Origin of the sequence: Scrofimicrobium canadense, from assembly GCF_009696615.1 — a bacterium.
Taxonomy (GTDB): Bacteria; Actinomycetota; Actinomycetes; order Actinomycetales; family Actinomycetaceae; genus Scrofimicrobium; species Scrofimicrobium canadense.
In genome coordinates, this window is sequence record NZ_VULO01000002.1 from 183350 (window position 1) to 204352 (window position 21003).

The 21003-nt window shown below is 52.6% G+C and carries 19 protein-coding genes; 16 read left to right on the forward strand and 3 right to left on the reverse strand.

What is annotated here, in order from left to right:
• Nucleotides 1–262: 262 nt before the first annotated feature.
• From FYJ24_RS13325 to thiL, 11 genes are all read left to right on the forward strand, one after another.
• Entirely contained in the window at nt 263–2689 is a 2427-nt protein-coding gene (locus tag FYJ24_RS13325) for a histidinol-phosphate transaminase (RefSeq protein ID WP_318656471.1), read from the forward strand.
• Nucleotides 2686–3288 carry an imidazoleglycerol-phosphate dehydratase HisB gene (gene hisB, locus FYJ24_RS02410; protein WP_154543205.1) on the forward strand — a complete coding sequence of 201 codons (603 nt, stop codon included), beginning with the start codon at nt 2686–2688 and terminating at the stop codon, nt 3286–3288. The genes FYJ24_RS13325 and hisB overlap by 4 nt, the downstream gene beginning before the upstream one ends.
• Nucleotides 3285–3872, forward strand: a complete 588-nt coding sequence (locus tag FYJ24_RS02415) for a hypothetical protein (protein ID WP_154543207.1) — start codon at nt 3285–3287, stop codon at nt 3870–3872. Before hisB ends, FYJ24_RS02415 begins: the two co-directional genes overlap by 4 nt.
• Nucleotides 3833–4507: an imidazole glycerol phosphate synthase subunit HisH gene (gene hisH, locus FYJ24_RS02420; protein ID WP_154543209.1), complete on the forward strand. Its 675-nt coding sequence runs from the start codon at nt 3833–3835 to the stop codon at nt 4505–4507. Before FYJ24_RS02415 ends, hisH begins: the two co-directional genes overlap by 40 nt.
• Entirely contained in the window at nt 4504–5226 is a 723-nt protein-coding gene (gene priA, locus FYJ24_RS02425) for a bifunctional 1-(5-phosphoribosyl)-5-((5-phosphoribosylamino)methylideneamino)imidazole-4-carboxamide isomerase/phosphoribosylanthranilate isomerase PriA (RefSeq protein ID WP_154543211.1), read from the forward strand. The genes hisH and priA overlap by 4 nt, the downstream gene beginning before the upstream one ends.
• Entirely contained in the window at nt 5213–5791 is a 579-nt protein-coding gene (locus FYJ24_RS02430; RefSeq protein WP_154543213.1) for a hypothetical protein, read from the forward strand. Before priA ends, FYJ24_RS02430 begins: the two co-directional genes overlap by 14 nt.
• A gap of 161 nt (nt 5792–5952) precedes the next feature.
• Nucleotides 5953–6660 (forward strand): translation initiation factor IF-3, encoded by a 708-nt coding sequence (gene infC / locus FYJ24_RS02435; protein WP_318656472.1) that lies wholly within the window; start codon nt 5953–5955, stop codon nt 6658–6660.
• A gap of 12 nt (nt 6661–6672) precedes the next feature.
• Entirely contained in the window at nt 6673–6870 is a 198-nt protein-coding gene (gene rpmI, locus FYJ24_RS02440; RefSeq protein WP_154543215.1) for a 50S ribosomal protein L35, read from the forward strand.
• 18 nt (nt 6871–6888) lie between these two features.
• Entirely contained in the window at nt 6889–7272 is a 384-nt protein-coding gene (gene rplT, locus FYJ24_RS02445) for a 50S ribosomal protein L20 (RefSeq protein WP_154543217.1), read from the forward strand.
• Between the two features lie 7 nt (nt 7273–7279).
• Entirely contained in the window at nt 7280–8044 is a 765-nt protein-coding gene (locus FYJ24_RS02450; protein WP_225871931.1) for a TrmH family RNA methyltransferase, read from the forward strand.
• An 11-nt stretch (nt 8045–8055) separates the two neighbouring features.
• The gene (gene thiL, locus FYJ24_RS02455; RefSeq protein WP_225871932.1) at nt 8056–8928 is read left to right on the forward strand and encodes a thiamine-phosphate kinase; all 873 of its coding nucleotides are present in this window, start codon (nt 8056–8058) and stop codon (nt 8926–8928) included.
• Here the strand turns inward: thiL and FYJ24_RS02460 are convergent.
• Nucleotides 8900–10051 (reverse strand): two pore domain potassium channel family protein, encoded by a 1152-nt coding sequence (locus FYJ24_RS02460; protein WP_206192447.1) that lies wholly within the window; start codon nt 10049–10051, stop codon nt 8900–8902. The two genes, thiL and FYJ24_RS02460, sit on opposite strands and share 29 nt — an antisense overlap.
• Before the next feature lie 119 nt (nt 10052–10170).
• Entirely contained in the window at nt 10171–11145 is a 975-nt protein-coding gene (locus FYJ24_RS02465; RefSeq protein WP_154543225.1) for a hypothetical protein, read from the reverse strand.
• Between the two features lie 250 nt (nt 11146–11395).
• On the opposite strand from FYJ24_RS02465, the gene FYJ24_RS02470 reads away from it, so the two are divergent.
• Together FYJ24_RS02470 and FYJ24_RS02475 are read left to right on the forward strand one after the other, a co-directional pair.
• The gene (locus tag FYJ24_RS02470) at nt 11396–12886 is read left to right on the forward strand and encodes an APC family permease (RefSeq protein WP_206192448.1); all 1491 of its coding nucleotides are present in this window, start codon (nt 11396–11398) and stop codon (nt 12884–12886) included.
• Between the two features lie 32 nt (nt 12887–12918).
• Nucleotides 12919–14166: a threonine/serine exporter family protein gene (locus tag FYJ24_RS02475; RefSeq protein WP_154543229.1), complete on the forward strand. Its 1248-nt coding sequence runs from the start codon at nt 12919–12921 to the stop codon at nt 14164–14166.
• Between the two features lie 33 nt (nt 14167–14199).
• Here the strand turns inward: FYJ24_RS02475 and FYJ24_RS02480 are convergent, their stop codons facing one another.
• Nucleotides 14200–15705, reverse strand: coding sequence for an LTA synthase family protein (locus FYJ24_RS02480; protein ID WP_154543231.1), 1506 nt, complete (start codon nt 15703–15705; stop codon nt 14200–14202).
• A 311-nt stretch (nt 15706–16016) separates the two neighbouring features.
• On the opposite strand from FYJ24_RS02480, the gene FYJ24_RS02485 reads away from it, so the two are divergent.
• From FYJ24_RS02485 to FYJ24_RS02495, 3 genes are read left to right on the forward strand one after another with little or no spacing between them, the layout of a single operon-like run.
• Nucleotides 16017–17390, forward strand: coding sequence for a C45 family autoproteolytic acyltransferase/hydolase (locus FYJ24_RS02485; RefSeq protein ID WP_154543233.1), 1374 nt, complete (start codon nt 16017–16019; stop codon nt 17388–17390).
• 45 nt (nt 17391–17435) lie between these two features.
• Complete coding sequence (locus tag FYJ24_RS02490; RefSeq protein ID WP_206192449.1) at nt 17436–19547, forward strand: amino acid permease; 2112 nt, start codon at nt 17436–17438, stop codon at nt 19545–19547.
• Between the two features lie 59 nt (nt 19548–19606).
• Complete coding sequence (locus FYJ24_RS02495; protein ID WP_154543235.1) at nt 19607–21001, forward strand: C45 family autoproteolytic acyltransferase/hydolase; 1395 nt, start codon at nt 19607–19609, stop codon at nt 20999–21001.
• The last annotated feature ends 2 nt before the right edge of the window (nt 21002–21003 follow it).

Sequence of the window (21003 nt, forward strand, 5' to 3'; positions counted from 1 at the left end):
GCCATTATTGTGGAAAAAGCAAAAAGAAAAGGGGTGGGCGGGGGGAATTTTCGGAGTCCCCCCCGCCCAAGGGAAGACGTTGGCGTATCTTCCCATTTATTTCGGGGAATCAAGGCAATGCGCCCCATACTGCCGGGCGATCGGTAACCAGTCTAGGGAACGAATCGCCGCCACGCAAGGTTAATGGGTGTGATCGTCGTCGCTTTTGTCCGGGCGTCGGACCTTTTGAAACTAGGAAAGCTGCGCCCACTACCATTTAGTTGTGAGAGTCATACATATGAGGGATGCCCAGCCCGAAAAAGGCTTTGCTTCGATACTCCCTAGGCCGGAGATTGATACTGCAAAGGCCGTCGAGATAGTCGCTCCAATACTGGATCGAGTGCGCGAAGAGGGTGCTGCTGCGCTCTACCATTTCAGCGAGCATTTTGATCACGTGAGACCAGAATCGCTTCGGGTATCGCGGAATGCCTTGAAACAGGCTCTTGAGGACGTAGACCCGAAGATCCTTAATGCCCTCAGAACAATGATTGCTCACGTGAGAGCAACCCATGAAGCGCAGCTACCGCGCGAAACGGAAACGGAAGTCATACCGGGGGGGATGGTTTTTCAGCGGTGGGTTCCCTTGCGCCGTGTAGGGCTATATGTTCCTGGGGGATTAGCGGTATATCCCTCGTCAGTAGTAATGAATGTGGTCGCGGCCCAGGTCGCTGGCGTCGACTCGATCGTTGTCGCAACCCCTCCACAAGCAGAGTTTAAAGGGCTACCACATCCAACGATCTTGGCCGCCTGTGAGCTATTGGGTATAACGGAAGTGATCGCTGCTGGCGGATCCCAGGCTATCGCAGCGATGGCTTATGGATTCACGGACGGGGACTACGAATGCGTGCCAGTTGATAAGGTTACGGGCCCGGGAAATATCTACGTAGCCGCCGCAAAGCGCTTGGTTCAAGACACCTGTGGAATCGACGCGGAGGCTGGAACGACTGAAATTGGCATTCTGGCGGACAATACAGCGCGTGCCGATTACGTGGCAGCTGACCTCATAAGTCAGGCTGAGCATGACCCTGCGGCGGCCTCGGTTTTAATCACTGATAGTGAATCTCTTATTGAGGTTGTTCAAGAAGAGCTAGAGCGGCAGATACTTGGAGCTTTTCACGAGGATAGAATCCGCACCGCGCTGTCGGGACCCCAATCAGCTATCGTCCTTGTCGATGATTTGACTCAGGGCGAAGCTGTCGTAGAAGCATACGGCCCGGAGCACTTGGAGATTATCACTGCCGATGCGACGGAGCGGGCAATGCGGATCCGCAATGCTGGGGCTATTTTTGTGGGGCACTATAGTCCAGTGCCTCTAGGCGACTACATGGCGGGCTCTAATCACGTACTTCCGACTGGCGGGACTGCTCGCTATGCCAGTGGATTGAACTCGACTCAGTTTTTGAGGTCGGTGCAGGTGATTGACTATGATGCTGCTGCATTGTCAGAAGTGACTGGGGATTTGGTTGCTTTGTCAGAGGCGGAGCAGCTCCCTGCTCACGGCACGGCAGCTTTGATTCGCAAGGGTGCCTCCAGTCAAAGGGGGGTGCGACTCCCACGAAGAAGAGAACTGGCGGATGTCGAACCCTATGGAGCGCCTCAGTTGGATGCTCCCGTGCGATTGAACGTCAACGAGAATCCATATGCGCCCAGTGACGAGGTAGTAGACGCGGTTACTCAAGCAGTTCGCGGAGCAATGACCCGCTTGAACCGCTACGCAGACAGAGATGCTGTCGCGCTGCGGGAGAAACTAGCGGGCTATCTCCGTTTAGAGTCGGGCGTTGAGCTACCGATCGAGCAACTTTGGGCCGCCAATGGATCGAATGAAGTGATGGTGCAGCTGTTGCAGGCCTTTGGAGGCCCGGGGCGAGTTGCTATGGCATGCGCGCCGACTTACTCCATGTATGAGGAGTATGCCCGCGACACGAATACCGGCTGGGTTCTTCTTCCACCCGGTGAAGGACTTTTCCCGTCACCACGAGTAAGTGACATTATTGCTGGCTTGCGTACCCATCGACCTGCGGTGCTGCTTCTCCCAAGTCCGAATAACCCCACCGGTATTCCAGTCGAACTAGATGACGTCAAGGAAATTCTTGAGGCCGCCACAAGCACTGGGCCTGGTGGAGCAGCGACCCTTGTTGTGATCGATGAGGCTTATTCGGAGTTTCGAGAGCCGGGCATTGCTTCGGCTCTCACATTGCTCGACCGCTATCCACACCTCGTGGTGACGCGGACGATGTCTAAGGCATTCGCGGCCGCCGGACTTCGTCTGGGATACATGGCTGCTGCGCCTGAAGTAATTGACGAGGTCCAAAAGGTACGTTTGCCGTACCACTTGTCGTTACTTACCCAAGCTGCTGGTATTGCTGCGATTGACTATAGTCCGCAACAACTCGCTCAAATCGATCTCATACGGAGCGAGCGGGAAAAGCTCGCCCAGTGGCTTCGAGAGCAGGGATACCAGGTAGCGCAGTCATCGTCGAACTTCTTGCTTTTTGGGCCGCTACCGGATCGCACCAGCACCTGGCAGGGGCTAGTTGATCGAGGCGTCCTGGTTCGCATTGTTGGGCCAGAAAGCACCCTGAGGGTTACGGTAGGTACACCGGAGGAAAATCAACGTTTCCGGGAAGCATTAGTAGAGGTGGAATCATGAGTCAACGTATCGCGACCGTGTCGCGGGAAACATCCGAGTCTCAAGTAAAAGTAACGATTAACCTCGATGGTACTGGTGCAACCCAGATTGCCACAGGGGTACCTTTTTATGACCATATGCTTACGGCATTAGGAAGGCACTCGCTCATCGACCTTGAGGTCGAATCTATGGGCGATATCCATATTGATGCGCATCACACAGTGGAAGATGCTGCGATCACGCTGGGGTGGGCGTTGAAAGAAGCGCTGGGTGATAAGCGCGGACTGCGCCGCTACGGTACCGGATTTGCTCCACTGGACGAAGCTTTGGCACGTGCCGTAGTGGATCTAGCTGGCAGACCATATTGTGTGTGTTCGGGTGAACCTGCAGGCCAGGAGTATCACCTGATCGGCGGCCAGTTTACGGGGTCGCTCACACAGCACGTTTTTGAGTCGTTCTCATTTAATGCTGGGATTTGCCTCCATATGACACTCCTTGATGGCCGCGACCCGCATCATATTGTTGAGGCTCAGTTCAAGGCGTTAGCTCTGGCTTTGCGTGAAGCGGTAGCTTTGGACCCACGGGTAACGGGAGTTCCCTCAACGAAAGGGAGTCTATGAGCGATGACGATGTGGATGACGAATTTGAGCGGCTCACTGCAGGATTGTCTTCAGATTTAGAGGTACCTCTTGAAGACACTTCTGAGCTAGAGTCTAAAAGGACCTCCATTGGAATGGTTTTAGCGCCCGTTAATGATGCAGCGGCACTGGGAGCGTTACTCAAATTGGCTGGTATTGATGCTGATGTTGTGAAAACGGATCCTTGGGCGGCAGTATGGATACCCCTCGATCCTGCAGATGCTCTAGTTGATGAGGAACTTCTTCTGTTGACAGGGCAGCGCCCCATTCCCGACGCAGTGGATCGCGTCGCAAAGGTAGTATCGACATTCACGCCGTATGGGGCAGTAGCTCTCGTATCGTGGCTGGCGGAAGACGAGAGTTTCGAGTCGGGAATTGCCGGGAACATTACCGCTAAACGGTACGTGGATGGCGAGCCCGAAGAGACCCTCGAATCAGGGATCCTCATTAATCAACTTGACGATATTGCCGAAGATTTACTCCTGGGACGCGCCACGCCATCAGATTTTCCTGATGATGGCAGCGGATGGAAGAAATTCTTCAGACGTCCAGGACGCCGACCATGAAGGTGGCGGTGTTCGACTATGGTGCAGGAAATGTTCATTCTGCATGTCATGCGATTGAACGGGCGGGTGCAACCGCGATTTTGACCCATGATGCTGGCATCGTTGCGCATGCTGAAGCCGTCTTGGTGCCGGGCGTGGGAGCTTTCGGGTACGTCATGGACAGATTCAAAAGTCGCGGAGGCCCAGAACTGGTTCGCATGTGCCTCACAGAAAATAAACCAGTGCTGGGAATCTGCGTGGGCATGCAGATATTCTTTGAGGAATCCACGGAAAAGGGTGTGCACAGTGGTCTTGGCATTCTTTCAGGGATCGTAGAGGAACTGCCAGCTCACAAGCTTCCTCACATGGGATGGTCACATGTTCAGTCGGCACCAGAGTCACGCATGTTCACAGGTATAGGCGACGAACGTTTCTACTTTGTTCACTCTTACGGGCGCCTAGCCCAGCCGGCAGTTTTGAATCTTGCACGTGAGGACACGGTGCTGGTAGCCGAAGCACAATACAGTCAGGCTTTCATTGCTGCCGTTGAAAGTGGTCCGCTTTGGGCCACCCAATTCCACCCCGAGAAGTCGGGCCACGCAGGCCTGAAATTACTCAAGAACTGGCTTGCAGCCGCAGGTAAGGAGAACGAATGAAACTCACGCTTTTGCCCGCCATTGATGTTGTTGAGGGCAAAGCCGTCCGCTTATCGCAAGGGGAAGCTGGTACGGAGACTGTCTATGGTTCGCCCGTTGACGTAGCACGTGACTTCGTTGAGGCCGGAGCCGAGTGGATCCACCTGGTTGACTTGGATGCTGCTTTTGGCCGTGGATCGAATCTTCCTCTCTTGCAGAGCATCATTGCTGATGTACCCATCAAAGTGGAACTCTCAGGCGGAATTAGAGATGCGGAGTCTCTGAAGAACGCTATTGATTGTGGTGCACAACGCGTCAATTTGGGAACAGCGGCCCTAGAGAATCCAGAGTGGACCGCCACGGCAATTGCAGAATACGGTGACAAAGTTGCTGTTGGCTTAGATGTGCGAGGCGAAACTCTGGCAGCGCGAGGGTGGACTAAGGAGGGCGGCAACTTGTGGGAGGTGCTCGATCGCCTCGAAATGGCAGGTTGTTCGCGCTATGTTGTTACCGATGTCGAACGAGACGGCATGCTCACCGGGCCCAATGTCGAACTGCTCACAGCGGTTGCCCAGCGTAGTGGCGCGCCGGTGATTGCTTCGGGAGGCGTGTCGTCGTTGGAGGACCTGCGTGTGCTTCGGTCTTTGGTTCCCAGTGGTATCGAAGGTGCGATAGTCGGGAAGGCTCTGTATGCCGGTGCCTTTACCCTAGCTGAGGCTCTGGACGTTGCTGGATACTGAGAAGCTTCGGCGTCTCCAGGGGCGGCTTGAGGGCAGGCCAGATCGAACTGACACGGGTCGTCTCATGCCAATGACCGAAAAGGCTTTGAGATCTACCTATCCGCCAGCTGAACTTGTTCAGGCATTTTTAGTTGAAAGGTTGCTGCTGGTCGCAGGTGAACCGGTTCGTGTAGAAGACGGGTGTGTTCTTGCGTTCACCTCGCTTGCCAGGTTGATTGAGATGGATCCGCAGGCACGTCCAGTACAAAAGAGTGGTATCGAAGCAGCGATGCTCGCTATCGGGCAGGATTGTCCGCGGCTGCTGGTTGATGGGAAATGGGTGATCCCAAGGCCGGCTGTAGAGGCCTTAGCTGCAGGCGACTCGTGGTTACCTCCATGGGAGGATGCTGAACTTCAGTATGACTTAGGTGACTCAGTGCGTATTCTTCCATGCACCGATCCGCTAGTGATCGAAGTGAGTGGTTCTACGCGTCAAGAGATTGAGGCACATTTGCTTCGGATATCGCGCCTACCGAGACTTGGGGTTGCTGCGGACCGAATCGAGTTTCGGCCAGTCCGGTTGTGAGAGAGAACACCGCAAAGCACACCCGTACACCTGGTATGATTATGTCGACCGTGTAAGGGCAACCTGCACGCAAGCGGAGAAATCCCACCTAGAGGACCCATATGAGGGGCCCGGGTAGTCAGTGGTAACACGTGAGTGTTACCTGAGACTATGGAGCCTTCGTGCGCGTGCAAGCGGCGAAGGCTTTTTGCTTTCTCTGTAATAGTAAGAATAAGGAGAAACCCATCAGCGAAACTCGTATCAACGATCGAATCCGCGTCCCAGAAGTGCGTTTAGTAGGGCCCGGAGGGGAGCAAGTTGGCGTTGTGCGCGTCGAAGATGCTCTGCGCTTGGCCGAAGAAGCTGGCCTTGACCTGGTAGAGGTCGCGCCTGACGCGCGTCCGCCGGTCGCGAAGCTGATGGATTATGGCAAGTACAAGTACGAGGCAGCACAAAAGGCTCGCGACGCTCGCCGCAATCAAGCCAATACACAACTTAAAGAGATTCGCTTTCGCCTCAAGATTGACGATAACGACTTCCGTGTCAAAAAAGGCCACGTTGAACGTTTCCTCAATCAAGGAGACAAAGTCAAGGTCATGATCATGTTCCGCGGTCGCGAACAGTCGCGACCTGAAGCAGGGATCCGCTTGCTTCAGCGCTTAGCCGAGGAAGTGGGGGAGATGGCTACTGTTGAGTCGCTTCCCACTCAGGATGGTCGCAACATGACCATGGTTTTGGCACCAACGCGTAAGAAAGCAGACGCCATGACTGAACAGCGTGCACGGCGTCAAGCTGAGCGGGAAGCACGCCGTAACAAGCATGAAGAGCGGGCAGCACGAATCGCCCAGCGTAAGACTGTCAGCGAGTCACCCCTCGCCGACGACGAATAAGGAAAAAGGAAAATGCCGAAGAATAAGACCCACTCGGGAACCAAGAAGCGCTTCCGCGTCACCGGTTCTGGCAAGCTGATGCGTGAGCAGGCCGGACACCGTCACTTGGCCGAGCATAAGTCCAGCCGTCGCAAGCGTCGCCTTTCTGCCGACCTAGCAGTCTCGCGTGCGGATCAAAAGGAAGTTGGCCGCTTGCTGGGCAAGCGCTGAGTTGGAGGGTAGATACTTATGGCACGTGTAAAGCGTTCAGTAAACGCCAAGAAGAAGCGTCGCGTTGTACTTGAGCAAGCCTCGGGTTACCGCGGTCAGCGTTCACGTCTGTACCGCAAGGCAAAAGAGCAGGTCACGCACTCGATGGTCTACTCTTACCGGGATCGTCGCAACAAGAAGCGTGATTTCCGTCGTCTGTGGATTCAACGCATCAATGCTGGAGCCCGCGCTAACGGCTTGACCTACAACCGATTCATGCAGGGCTTGGGTCTTGCTGGCATTGAGTTGGATCGTCGTATGCTTGCTGAGCTTGCTGTCAACGATCCTGCTGTGTTTGCCAAACTGGTTGAGACGGCTAAGGCCGCTTTGCCAGCGGATGTCAACGCTCCCGCAGCAGCCTAGTTTTACAATGGCGGACCGCCTTCCTATCATCGACAATTTGCGCTCAGAAAGGGTGCGAAATGTTGTGGCACTAGGAAGGCGGTCTTTCCGCATTAAGCGGGGTCTTCTGCGTGTTGAGGGCCCCCAAGCAGTACGTGAACTCTTACGCTTTCGGCCTCAGATGGTTCGTGACGTATATTCAGTCAGCCCGGAGGGCGAACTCTGGGAGTTGGCGCAATCGGTGACCAAGTGGTGTCACCAAGTGAGTCCTGAGGTTGCCAAAGCTGTCGGTGATGAGACTCAGGGAATTTTTGCCGTATGCACAACCGATGCGCTTGAACCTGTCGACTTCGAAAAGTGGCCGTTGGTGATACTTCCGCGAACCCAAGACCCCGGCAATGCTGGAACGATTATTCGCAGTGCCGATGCTTTCGGAGCGGCGGGGGTGGTCATGTGCCGGGGTAGTGTGGACGTGACATCACCTAAAGTTATTCGATCTTCTGCCGGCAGTATTTTTCATATTCCAGTATCAGCAGGCGTAGAGTTCTCGACTGTTGCACGGCACATCGGTGGAAAACTCATCGGAGCTGCTGGAGGCGGGGGACCTCTGTCACAGGAGGAATTGCGTCAGCCGCATTCATGGGTTTTCGGCAATGAAGCCGAAGGATTGACCAGTGAAGAGATTGCCCAGTGTGATGCTCTGGTCTCAGTTCCTATGAGCGGCAATGCAGAATCACTCAACGTTGGCGTCGCCGCAGGCATATGCCTTTTCGCTTCTCAGGAGGCCCGGTGAAGGTCAAAGATATGAGCGAGGAAAGTTTGCTTGCTGCAATCACCCCGCTACTTCCTCGTGGGGAACACACTATTCTCGGTCCTGGTGACGACTGTGCAGTCATAGAGGCTCCGGGTGGTTCTTTCGTTGTCACCACAGACGTATTGGTTCAAGACCAACACTTTCGCACACAATGGTCTTCTGGATTTGATATTGGAGCAAGGGCCGCTGCACAAAACCTTGCGGATGTCGCGGCGATGGGTGCGGTGCCTACAGGTATGGTCGTTTCGATGGTGTTGCCCGGAGACACCGAAGTGAGTTGGGTCGAAGACTGCGCGCGCGGCTTAGCTAGTTACAATATTGGCGTTGTAGGCGGGGACCTTTCTGGTGGCTCATATATATCCATTTCCGTGACAGCCTTTGGCTCTGTGGAAGGCCCCGCAGTGACGCGCGGTAGAGCAGCGCCTGGACAAACCCTGGCTCTAGCCGGAACTCTAGGACTGTCGTTGCGCGGATTTGAGGCACTCACAGAAGGCAAGGATGATCCAGCAATCGACGTTTTCCGGGTTCCACGTCCACCTTTAGAAGCCGGTCCTATTGCCGCAAAGGCCGGCGCAACAGCAATGATGGATGTTTCTGACGGACTGGTCCGCGACGCAGCCCGCATCGCCAAAGCATCACAAGTACTGATTGAGTTAGATCCCGCATTACTCGATGCCTATGTCGCAGAAGCGGGGACAATCGATCGGGTTCTATATGGGGGAGAAGACCATTCCTTGTTGGCAGTGTTCCCCAGTGATAGGGTACCTGATCCTTTTCAGCCGATTGGGAAAGTCAGTGCCGGTCAGCCTGGTGTTGTCATGGAAGGCAAGAGACTCACTGGCGGATGGGATCACTTTGCTTGATCTGCCAACCAAATAAGGTGACAGGCGGCTGAGGTTGGTGGGCGCCTGGAATATATGTGGGTGCATATAGTAGCTCTCTGCTGGCCTTCGCTACAAACGCGTCGACCCGCGTGATAAATGCCAGCCAATGGCAATAACGAGAGTAGAGGTCGGAAGTTGAGGCTTCACAGTCCTCTGGCGCAGTATCCATGGCAGACATGGACGAGACAAGACGTCTGAATCTAGCTACGTATTGGTCGACATCGGACCCGGAGCCATAAGAGCGTTGATACTCATCAGAAAACTGTTCTAAAGACAATGCATTTGACGGCTGAGGGATTTCCCAATTGTAGCGGTCGACAATCTGACTCAAGGATCCCTCGAAGGAATCACACAAGCGAGGAAGTTCCGGTTCCTGGGCGGCTGGGTGGCTCTGGGGAATCCCGTAGCGGAGACCTTCGATCGTTCCTGCTGTCATGAATACCGCAAAAGGCATCGCAAATCTATCCGCACCACTTTGAAAAAAGAATCCGGGATGGTCTTGGGCCAAACTATCGAAGTATCCGTTGAGGTTGCAGCGTAGCTCTACCAGATGGAGTTCTAGACTGTTGGATCCTCGATGAGGGAAATAGGGGGAGAGCTCATCCAAAGGTGAGGTCACATTGGTGTGGCGTGACGGAAACGATGCGCACAGCGTACGGAGCGCTTGGATACAGCTGTAAATATTGAACAAGAAAGTGATGACCATCGACAAGAAGACAATACTCAGCAAGGTCTCACAGACGGTGAGAATCGCAACCCACGTTTTCATTGGAGTAAATTGATCCGCACCAACCGTTGAGAACTGGCCCAAACTCAAATATACGGATTCCCAGAATCCGATGCGGCCGCCGGTGTGCGTGAGTGCTCCAAGTCCCGCCGCGCCGTAGAACATGAGGGCAAAACCTAGGATCAACCCTGATAGCCACAAGCTGATAGCTGATACGAGGACTAGTCCGGTAACTTGGCGAAGGAACCAGCGCCTCTTATGTATGGGTAGAGCGCTGATGAGGGTTCTGACCGCTCGCCACTCCCACCTAATGAAGCGATTGACTAGTAGTCCACGTTCGTTGTAATTGAGGACAGTAAAAAAGGTATCCACCATTGTAAATACGGTGATTACAGCCCCTATTATCAGCCAGAAGTATTCCATTGGTTTGGCATCCTTCTACGAAGTTTGTTGGGGTGTGCTATCTATTGGTAGATGACACACCCCAACGACAATCAAAGAGATAATGGCTTGGTCAGCCCATATATATGTAAGGCTCCAGCTCCTCCAGCAAAAACTGTTGAAAGGGCAGACGTTTCTTCAAGCGGAATAACTGTCACGTCAGTGTCGGGTACCTCAAATGTGGCATTGGAAGAACTGACAGCAGCAGAATCTCCTCCCGTCGGTCCGTTAACAATGCGTGAGAGCTGTGTATGTGCTTGGTAGGGCGTATCACCATCAGTCGAATAATCAACATGAAGGGAAGCAACCCCGCCAATGGTCCCCGCGTGTGCAGTGCCATAATCGGATGGTGACAGCGCATATTGGCCATCGCAATTGAACGCGATTCCGCCTGATCTAGCCGCGACTGAGGCTGGATGCAGCTGCATTCCGCACGAGGGAATAAGGTGTAGTGCAATAGCATTGTGACCGCTAGGCCAAGGGGATGAAAATGCAGACTTGCGCAATCTCTGGTCCGAATGATCCAGACAGATTTCTACGCCGACCGTGTTTTCCGCAACATCGAAAATCGATTTCACGTCGGTTGCCGACTCTTTGATGTCGCCACGACTCAAATCTAGTACGGGGTATGAGACTGTTTGCTCGGTAACAACAGATTTATCTGTGACATCCCACAGGAGGAAGTCTTCGTTGGAAGCAAAGTACTTCTCTGTGGTCACAGCAGTATTGGTGAAGTTGTTTCCACCTAAGCTGCGAGCCTGCGCGGTTGAAATAATGAGTGCGCGGTTACGAACTTCTAGCTTGGGATTCGCGTGGGCGAACTCAATAAATGTCTCTAGTAGAGAAAACACCTTGGCCTTCTGAGCCCCTGTAGAGTTCCGCCACGCATTGCCAATAGCTTTGACTAGCTCATTGCGTATCACTATCTCGGGATTGGATAGCACCTCATCGAGGTTTTCCACTTGGGTTGAGATAGCGGTACCTAGAATAAGTTGCCTCTGATCATGGTGATGGAATGATCGAGTCAAACATAACCACTGGTAGCAATCGCGGCAACAGGAATGCACCCCCATGTCAGAGGGTAATACGGTTCCTAGCAAAACCATCCGAACAGTTGCGCATCAGTGGAATGCGCCTTAATGGCGACATGAGTACTCAGTGCCGAGGAATGAGTATTCGAGGTGTGCGGGGACTCTTCGCGAGCAAGTTTGCCTATATTCGGATATTCTACCTATGAAACGGGGAAGTTTAGGCGCAGTTGAGACAAAGGGGAATCGCATGTCAAATAACCCATCTAGCACAACTGGAAAACCCGGTAATAAAACGTTGGGGCTCATACCCCTTGTGGCATTTGCTGTCGGGACAATGGTTGGTGGAGGCGTATTTGCGCTTTCGGGAATGGTGGTGCAAGAAGCCGGTCCTGGGGCAATAATTTCTTACATTGCTGCAGGTTTAGTAATGCTTCTATCTGCTTTGTGTTTTGCCGCTGTAGCTTCGCGGGCTAAGCCTGGAGAGAGTGGATATGCACCGATTGCAACGACACTGTCTCCGATGTGGCGCTTCATTACGATGTGGGCATTCTATATTTGCGGCGTGACTGGAATTGCTTATGTCCTCATGTCTTTTGCCAACTATCTATTGACATTCTTTCCCGCACTAAAGGGGCAATCAATTTGGTTTGCGCTTGGGGCTGCAGTGCTATTGGCGCTTCTCAACTTTGGTCCAGCAGCACTAGTTGGAAAAGCCGAAACTTTCATGGTGGCTTTCAAGCTAGCAGCATTACTCCTGTTAGTAATCTTCGGATTCATCCATTTCGCCCCTGCAGAGCTATCGAACTGGTTGCCTCACGGCACAGGGTCAATCTGGTCAGCCACTGCATTATTGTTTACTGCATACACTGGATTCAATGTCATCACTAACATGTCAGGATCGGTGAAGAACCCCGGGAAAACAGTTCCCAAAGCTATTATTCTTTCCCTGGCGGTTGTCGCCGTGGTGTATATCGGCGTTGCGATCGCATTAGTGATGTCAAAGCAATCAGGAGCAGAAGGCTTTGCAGAACATGGGCTGACCATTGCCGCTAAAGAGCTCATAGGCCAATGGGGTGCCTACCTTGTGGCAATAGCTGCGTGTGTTTCGACCTTGTCGGGGGCGAACGCGAATATGTTGGGCTCAGCAGATCTCGTGGTCCACATGTCAGCAAATGGAGATCTTCCATCAAAGCTGGGACATCTCAATAAAAAGGGCGACCCAGTGTCATCGGTTACCTTGACCGCCGTCATTACATTGATTTTGCTACTGCTGGGGGTTCTGCCCGGTATCGGAGCAGAAGCACTAAAAATCATCGTTATCTTCTGTAACGTAGCAGCGATCGTTGCAATGGTAATTGTCGACGTTACTGCGGTAAAGATGGGGTTGGAGAAATGGAAGACTCCGGGGATGAAGCTACCTCTAGGCCCAGTCATTCCAATTTTGGCTATTCTTACGGCTTTGCTGCAGATACCGTCTCTGGGTTGGTGGCAAGTCTTGGTGGGCATGGCGATGGTTGCGGTTGGATTCCCCATCTGGGCGCTACATAAGAAATATGATACCGGCGGAAAAGCCGATATTAGAGCCCATATTCTCTCGGGGAATACCCCGATGGGGAGAGCACTCTTGCGTGATGGAATTGCGGGAAATGATGTCATAAGTCAGGCAAGTCAAGAGGCAGCCAAAGCCGCGCAGAGCGCACAAGCAGCACAGAATGCCGTCAAGAACCTTGACGAATAGTGGAGGCCAAGAGACAGTGCGAGAATGCCGCATTGGGACGGCTCGGTGGTGCTTTACTTGCCGTTGGCTATGCTGTCACCGATGTTCGCCAAGACCTCAATAGAATTGCGAGCGTTTCAGGAAGATCTGATCTGGCCATTCAAGTTCAACCCAACATGGTGTTTATTGACGATCCACACCTTGGCCAGACCCGGATGACACTTGCACCGTCATCCGCTTTCACATTGCAACAAATAGGAGAGGTTGGTTCATTAGCCTCACGTACCGTACAGGGGACAATACTGCTCGCGGACGTCCCACCGCACCTGGATGCTATCGAAGCGAAAGCAAAACGTACACCGTTGCTCATGGCAATGGTAGGTGGCGCGATGGTTTCAGGGGCCATCACCGTGATCTTTGCATCCCCTTGGTGGGCGGTTGTTGTCAGTGCGGTCCTGGGACTTCTTATCGGAGCCTTGCTATCTCGTGTTTCACCTGCATGGCAGACAAATGGTATGGTTGCCTTTGCGCTGGCCCTGGCTGTCACATTGCTAATCTGGACGGCAGCCACCGTCATAGGTGTCCATGACCTCCCGACCTTTGCTTTGTGTGGCCCCCTAGTAATTTTGGTGCCTGGGATGTTAGTGACAAATGCTGTACTGGAGATTTCCGGTGGAGACCCAATATCGGGTGGCGGACGCCTTGTCTCCGGACTCCTAGTATGGGCAATGCTGGCAGCTGGAATTCTTGTGGGAGTACACCTTGTTGGAGGAAGAATCTCAGCGAATTCATTGATTCTTAATACGGGTACTTTTGAGAGCCAGCACTCCTTAGGACTTTGGGCGAGTATTCCACCGGTGTGGGCGCGATGGATTGCAGTATTCTTCATCGCCGCGGGTTTTGCGCTATCGTACCTGTCCACGGTGCGGATGTTTCTGGCTATGACACTGACACTGTACTTCTCTTACGCGGTACTCAACCTTGTCGAACCCGCAGTGGGATCGGTGATTGCGGGGGGAATTTCTGCTGCACTCACGCTTTTCATTTCGCGTATTGCTATCGGAGTGGGAGCCTCTTGGCCATCAATAGTCCTATTTCGCCCTGCCTTTTATATGCTAGTCCCGGGTTCGCTAGGCTTGGTGACAGTCTTGAGTGTTGCTAGCCAGACCGCACCCCCCAATGCTTCATTATCGGTTCTAGCAGCTGTAATCTCACTGACTATTGGGATTCAGGTGGGTGCGATGACCGCGCAGATAACGCAGCCACTCATTGCCCGAATAAAAAACCGACAGAAAAAGTGAATGACACTGAGGCATATACGGTCTGCCGGACTATCAGTCTGTTTCTCCCCATATCTGACGGATCCAATCTGACGATTTCGATGTCAGCACCTCATATTGCTCATCGCGTGACAACGAAGGAAGCATTTGTCCTTGAGTCGCAGACTCTTCTGGCACCAAGAGAGACACTCCTAAGCCGCCTCGGCCATCGGATAATTCGCCCCCCAAAAGGTTGTAGAGCGTAGGAAAGACATCAAGCTGAGTGCCTTCTGAACGTTGCAGTGTTACGCCGTCAGGACTGTAGAACTTGTTGAATATCGGGTACTCATCCTGGCGGGGAATGAGGTTACGGTATGCCGCTACGGGATAGCCATCCATGATTTGGTGATCCGCGATCATTACGACGACTGTGTTCTCCAGGAGCCCATTTTCATCCATGAAATCGACCAGTTCTGCGACCATCTCGGATTGGCATTTGATAGCTGATAGCGTCTTGTCGCTATATGCATCCGGGCAGTGAGGGAGGATCGAAGCTGGAGAATGATTGTCGAGGGTTGCAAATGAGAGCGAAAAAGGAGCATTCTGCTTGCTGAGGTCCAGTAGCTCTTGCTTCACATAGTGGATGAGACGTCGATCAGCTAGACCCCAGCTCACCATCTCTGTCTCTCCCTGCGCCTCCCAGTCACGCAACTCTAGGACTCGGTCGAAGCCGTGGCTTGTTAAGAAATCTCGTGAGTTTGCGAACGTGAGATCGCCTCCAGATAGGAATACCTGGTTGTAACCTTCTTGATGGAGTATGTCGCTCAAGCAAGTTACACCAGGCATGTAAGGTCCTGCATCTACGGCAATTTCTGATCCATTGGCTACGCTGTCTTCTCCTTCAGCGCGGATCGGGATACCGCAGTAGGAAGCAACCATTCCAGCCTGACTCCACCCCCCACTGGGGTATTGAGTATAGCGGTCAAGGGTTGCCCAATCTTCTGTTGTCTCCAGGAGGGATTCTAGCGCGTTACCTTCCACTAGAGAGTCATCCGCGAATGCGGTGTCCATAGATTCTAGATAAATGACAACCAAGTTTTTGTCGCCGTCAGTCGGTTTGACTACATCTGGTTCGACGTAATATTCAGCGATATCGACATGGGTGGGACGCGGTGTAAGCCATTTGACGAGGTTGATTGCCTTATCTGCGTATACCGCTCCTATAGTGGCACTGACTAAAGACCCGATAAGGGTGAGTGCCAGAATGAAACGCGACCAAAAGATATGGTGGTGTTTTCCTAGCCACTGTGAGAGGAGTAGCGCAACGCAAGCCCCAACAAAAACTACTACCCCCGGAAACACGATCCATTTTGCCAATGAAGCAGCATAGTAGTCGGGGATTCCTTCGTTTCCTGAACCGGAAAGATTATCGAGTGCTTGCGGAACGCTGATAGGACCAAATTCTCTTAGACTCCATTTGGAGGCGCCGAAAGCAAGAGCGCCACTGGTCGCAAGCAACAGGATTACCAAGGAACTGATTAATTTGCCTAGTCGACGGCTCCAAGTGCTTGAATCTTTCATGGCATCCTTTCGGCGGCTCCCGAAGAAGGGAACAAGTTCACGGTGAGCAGCATTTCACCTAGTTTACTCCGCAAGGCATCTTCCTTGTTACGCGTGGTGCGAAGCAGGTAAATAGCGAGGTAACTGGAGTAGGAATATTCAAATCAGTAGAATCTTTCTCTGAGAAAAGATTTCCGTATTCTTGCTATTTGATATTGAAGGGCAAATAGGCGTCGTTCGCACTGCACAGATCGCTACTCCTCCTTATACTGGCCAAGAGATCTACATCACGTAATTGCGTGATAAGGGATTGCTTTTACGGGGAGGATGTTATGGGAAAAGAGCTCACTGACGAACAACAAGGATGGGTACAAGAGGTACATCGTCAGGACGTTAACGGCTGGATCTATGTGCGGGTGGGGGGTGAGCCATTTAAGCGCGGATTTCAAATGGGGTACTGCACAGTTGATGAGTTTAGAAATGCCGTGCGTGTATACGCCGAGACCACGTACCTCACTTTGGGGATGGAGTACAAATTCTTTGTTGAACATGCGGTTGCGATGCATAAGCCCCTTATTCCGGCTGAAATTCTTCAAGAAATGGAAGGACTTGCAGCTGGTTTTACGGCAGGTGGCTATCCCACGACGGTTGACGACATTATCGGGTGGAACGCTTGGCAAGAAATGACGGACTATTGGTGGCCAACAGTATCGAAAAAGTATGCGAAAGATGGGCCGAAGAAAGCCCAAAGCATGCACTGCTCTGCGTTTGTGGCTACCGGATCGTGGAGTAAAGACTCTAAGCCTGTCCTAGGCCATACTTCTTTTGACTATTTTGCGTATGGCCAGTATTTCAACGTATTTCTCGATATAACACCCTCTGAAGGGCACCGCATGGTAATGCAGTCGGTGCCAGGCTACGTGGGGTCATTTACGGATTTTTGGGTTACTGATGCGGGCTTGGCTATCACTGAGACCACAATCGGTGGATTCGAAGGATACGACCCTAAGAAGATCCCCGAATACGTTCGTTCTCGCATTGCCTGCCAGTACGCCAATTCTATTGACGAATGGGTGGACCTTATTCGTAAAGACGATAATGGTGGATACGCCAATACGTGGCTACTTGCGGATGCCAATACCGGAGAGATCGCACGCTATGAGGAAGGACTGGTCTACACCAATTTTGAGAAGACCTCCGATGGGTATTACTTCGGTGACAACGGTCCCAACGACCCACGCATCCGCCACTTGGAATGCTCTCCAGTAGGCTACAACGATATTCGCTCTCAGGTGGGAGCTAGGCGAGTGCGCTGGCGTCAACTTCTTGAAGGCAATAAAGGTGACATTACTGGTGAACTGGGCAAGCGCTTTTTAGCTGATGATTTTGATCCCTATTTGGGGTATCGCAAGCCCGGATTAAGAACCATTTGTGCTCACTGCGACTCTGACCCGGGAGATGTTGGAGGGCCAGCACCCTATGCGCCATTTGGTTCGTGCGACGGTAAAGTTGCCGACACCGATGATATCAAGGCCATGCGATTTTGGGGTCGCTTTGGTCGAGCAGATGGCGCACCCTTTTACGCTGAACAATACAACAGCGAACATCCAGAATGGGACACGTGGGCACCCTATCTAGTTGATAGACCTTCTCAGCCGTGGACTCTCTTCGATAACGGCACCGTCACAACACAAGACAGCATCTAGTAATCATCCACAACACAAATTCATGGTTTCTGAAAGGAAACGAAGATGAGTTCACAAACACACAGTACGCAAAAACCCGGCAGCCCACCGCCTGTGGGTGCCGACCCGGTCGGGGCAAAGAAGAAAACGTCGTCGGGACGCATTACCGTATTTGGGCTGGCGATGCTCAATGTTGCGGCAGTTGCGGCATTGGCGAACGACTCCCAGCAAGCCGAATACGGTCTATCATCCGTTACATTCTTCGCCTTGGCCGCCATACTCTTCCTTGTACCGATTTGCTTGGTAGCTGCTGAACTAGCTACCGGCTGGCCAGAACCAGGTGGTATTTTTCGTTGGATCGGTGAAGGCTTAGGAGCGGGTCTTGGATTTACGGCAATTCTTCTGCTTTACGTAGAGGTGACCATATCTCAAGCTGCAGGCCTTTCGAGTATCGCCAATATATTGGGATTCTTCCAAACCGACATCCATAGAGCTATGGAATGGGCTGAGCATCCGACTACGTGGATTGTGTTGGTTTTCGGCATTGGCTATTTTTGGGCGATAACCTTTTTGGCTTCGCGCGGCGTAACTGTCTTTCAAACAATCGCTAAATGGGGAGTGGTGTTCGGAACTCTTATCCCCCTGGCTGCCATGGTTGTGCTCGTAATTATCTGGCTAGCACACGGTAACAAACCCGCCATCGACATGACGTGGAGCGGGCTGGTACCGAAATGGTCGGGAATGGGAACACTGGCCCTGGCAGCTGGGGTGTTCTTTTCTTACGCGGGAATGGAAATGAATGCTGCTCACATCAAACAACTCAAGAACCCGCGCAAGGCATACCCCGCGGCGATTCTTATAGCTGCTCTTTTATCGATGGCAATCTTCATAGTCGGAACAGTCATTATCGCGATGGTGGTTCCTCAAAAAGATATCAACATCATCTACGCCATCTATACAACCTTCTATGAGATTGGCAAAGCCGCTGGTATCCCGTGGGTCTTTACAATCGTTGCCTGGCTGACTCTATTGGCAGGATTAGCTGGGGTTATTTCGTGGCTCGCAGGTGTGCCCCTCATGTTGGTCAACGCTGGACGTGGCGGATTCTTGCCTAAATGGGCCCAAAAGGTCAATGAGAAGGGGATGCCTGCCCGCCTCATGTTCCTTATGGCGATGGTTATCTCTGTGTTATTGATAGCGCTAGTGCTTTTCCCTAACGTTGAGGGATTCTATGCGATGCTCACCCAAACAGTGACTATTCTGTATCTGCTGATCTATGTCCTCATGTTCACAGCCTTCATGAAACTGCGGCGCAACCAGCCCAATAGGCCACGATCCTTCACGGTTCCTGGAGGTAAAGCAGGTGCGTGGATTGTCGCAATACTAGGAGTATTCTCTTCGGTATTTGGGATAGTCTTAGCATTCTTTCCTCCCTCTCAGATTGCTAAAGAGGTGGGCTCTCCTGTGATCTACGTGGGCGGCATTGCACTCATGGTTGCTTTGACTTTTCTTTTAGCATTTGGGATTTATCGGGCTCGCAAACCTTCGTGGGTTGACACGACCAACCCTGCGCCTCCTTTCACGTGGCAGATTGAAGGACTGAAAAAGCCGGAGAAAGTCACCTCTAATGTTCCTACAGAAATGCTCTCTGAAGGACAAGACGGTATGGGGATGCCGGTCAAGAGGCATTTTTCTCCTGACGATCAGGTGACTGAAGAACAGCTCATCAGTGGAGGGTTCTTGCCTGAGAAGAAGAGAGGAAAGACCGGGGCCCCTGCGGTTGGCACAGTAACGTCTTCTGTCACAGCTACCTCACACCATGATGCTGCACCGGTAGTTTCTGCCGCGGCTACGACACCTCCGCGCACTGGCACAGTTACGCAGGCCGCGCCATCGGAGGCGGTTCCTACGGATCCAGCGACTGCGGCTTCCGCGGCGGCACGTGCAGCACGGGAAGCAGCTGCCGAATCAGAAGCGCTCGCGGCCGCTGCACAGGCATTAGCCCAAGAAGCGGAAGCTGATCAAGCCTTGGCTGATGCGCAAGAAAAGGCTCAGGCAGCGCACAAGGCAGCTCAGGTAGCGGAAGAAAAAGCACACTTTTCACCAGGAAAGCATGCAGCACCTCCTTCGGATGAGGATGAACAGAAGCCGAAGGATGGTCATGGAAGTAACACGTAGTTTCTAGGTACGAAAAAATTCACATGCCCTTGTCGGGCAGAGGTATTAAAAGGGGAAACATGGCACAGCTATCAAGCGAGCAAGAGCAATGGGTCGCAGAGGCCTCCCGGTCAGAAATCAATGGCTGGATTTATTTGCACATCAACGGTGAGCCTTTCGCGCGAGGCTTTCAACACGGATATTTGGTGGCAGATGAGTGGGCTGATGCCCAGCGTGTCTATAAGGCAATGACTTATCAATGCTTTGGGTTGGAATACTCATTCTTCCAAAAGCACGCCGTGGAGATGCATAAAGACAAAATCCCTGAAGAAATTGCCGATGAGATGAAGGGGATTGCTGCCGGTCTCACCGCCGCGGGAGTCCCAGCAACATTTGAGGACATCATCGGTTGGAACGCCTGGATGGAGGTAACCGACTACTGGTACCCGTCAGTGTCATCCAAATATGCGAAGGCAGGACCGAAGGGACCCCGAGGTTCGCATTGTTCAGCTTTTGTCGCTACTGGCTCAGCAACCGTGGACGGGAAACTAGTTATTGCACACACCAGCTTCGATGACTTCTGGGCAGGACAGTATTTCAATGTGCTTCTGGATCTCACGCCCACTGAAGGTTCGCGCATGGTGATGCAATCTGTTCCCGGCTATGTCGGCTCATTTACCGACTTCTGGGTGGCATCCTCAGGGCTAGTTGTTACTGAAACAACAATCGGTTCCTTCCACGGTTACGATCCAAAGCGTGCCCCTGAGTATGTGCGTTCCCGCTTGGCCACGCAATATGCGAAGACGATTGACGAGTGGGTAGATACGCTCAATAAGGATAACAACGGGGGTTATGCCAACACATGGCTTGTGGGAGATGCCAACACGGGAGAGATTGCCCGGTATGAGGAGGGGCTTATCTACCAAAACCTCGAAAAGACACTAGACGGCTCCTTCTTCGGTGATAATGCCCCCAGTGATCCGCGTATTATGCACCTGGAATGTGACGACTATGGATACAACGACGTTCGCTGGCCTACCGGGGCAAGGCGCGTGAGGTGGATGCAGCTTTTGGAAGAGCACCACGGTCAGATTGACACCCAGGTGGGTCAGGCGATGATAGGGGACACCTACGATGTCTACCTTGGCTACAACAACCCGTCAATGAGGACTATCTGTTCCCACTACGATGCTGACCCTCTCTACTATTTGTCTTCTCATGGCGTTCCGTTCAACCCATTTGGGTCCGTCGACGCCAAACTGGCCACCGGCGACGACGTACTGAAGATGAACATGTGGGGGCGTTTTGGTCGCGCTGACGGTACTCCGTTTGACGCAGATGCTCACCTGCGTCAGCACCCCCAGTTCAATTGGCAGAAGGGATACCTAAAGTCTCGGCCATCACAGCCGTGGACCTATTTCGACAACGGGAAAGTCGATACCGAATCAACTGGACCACTGGAAAATAAGGAATAACG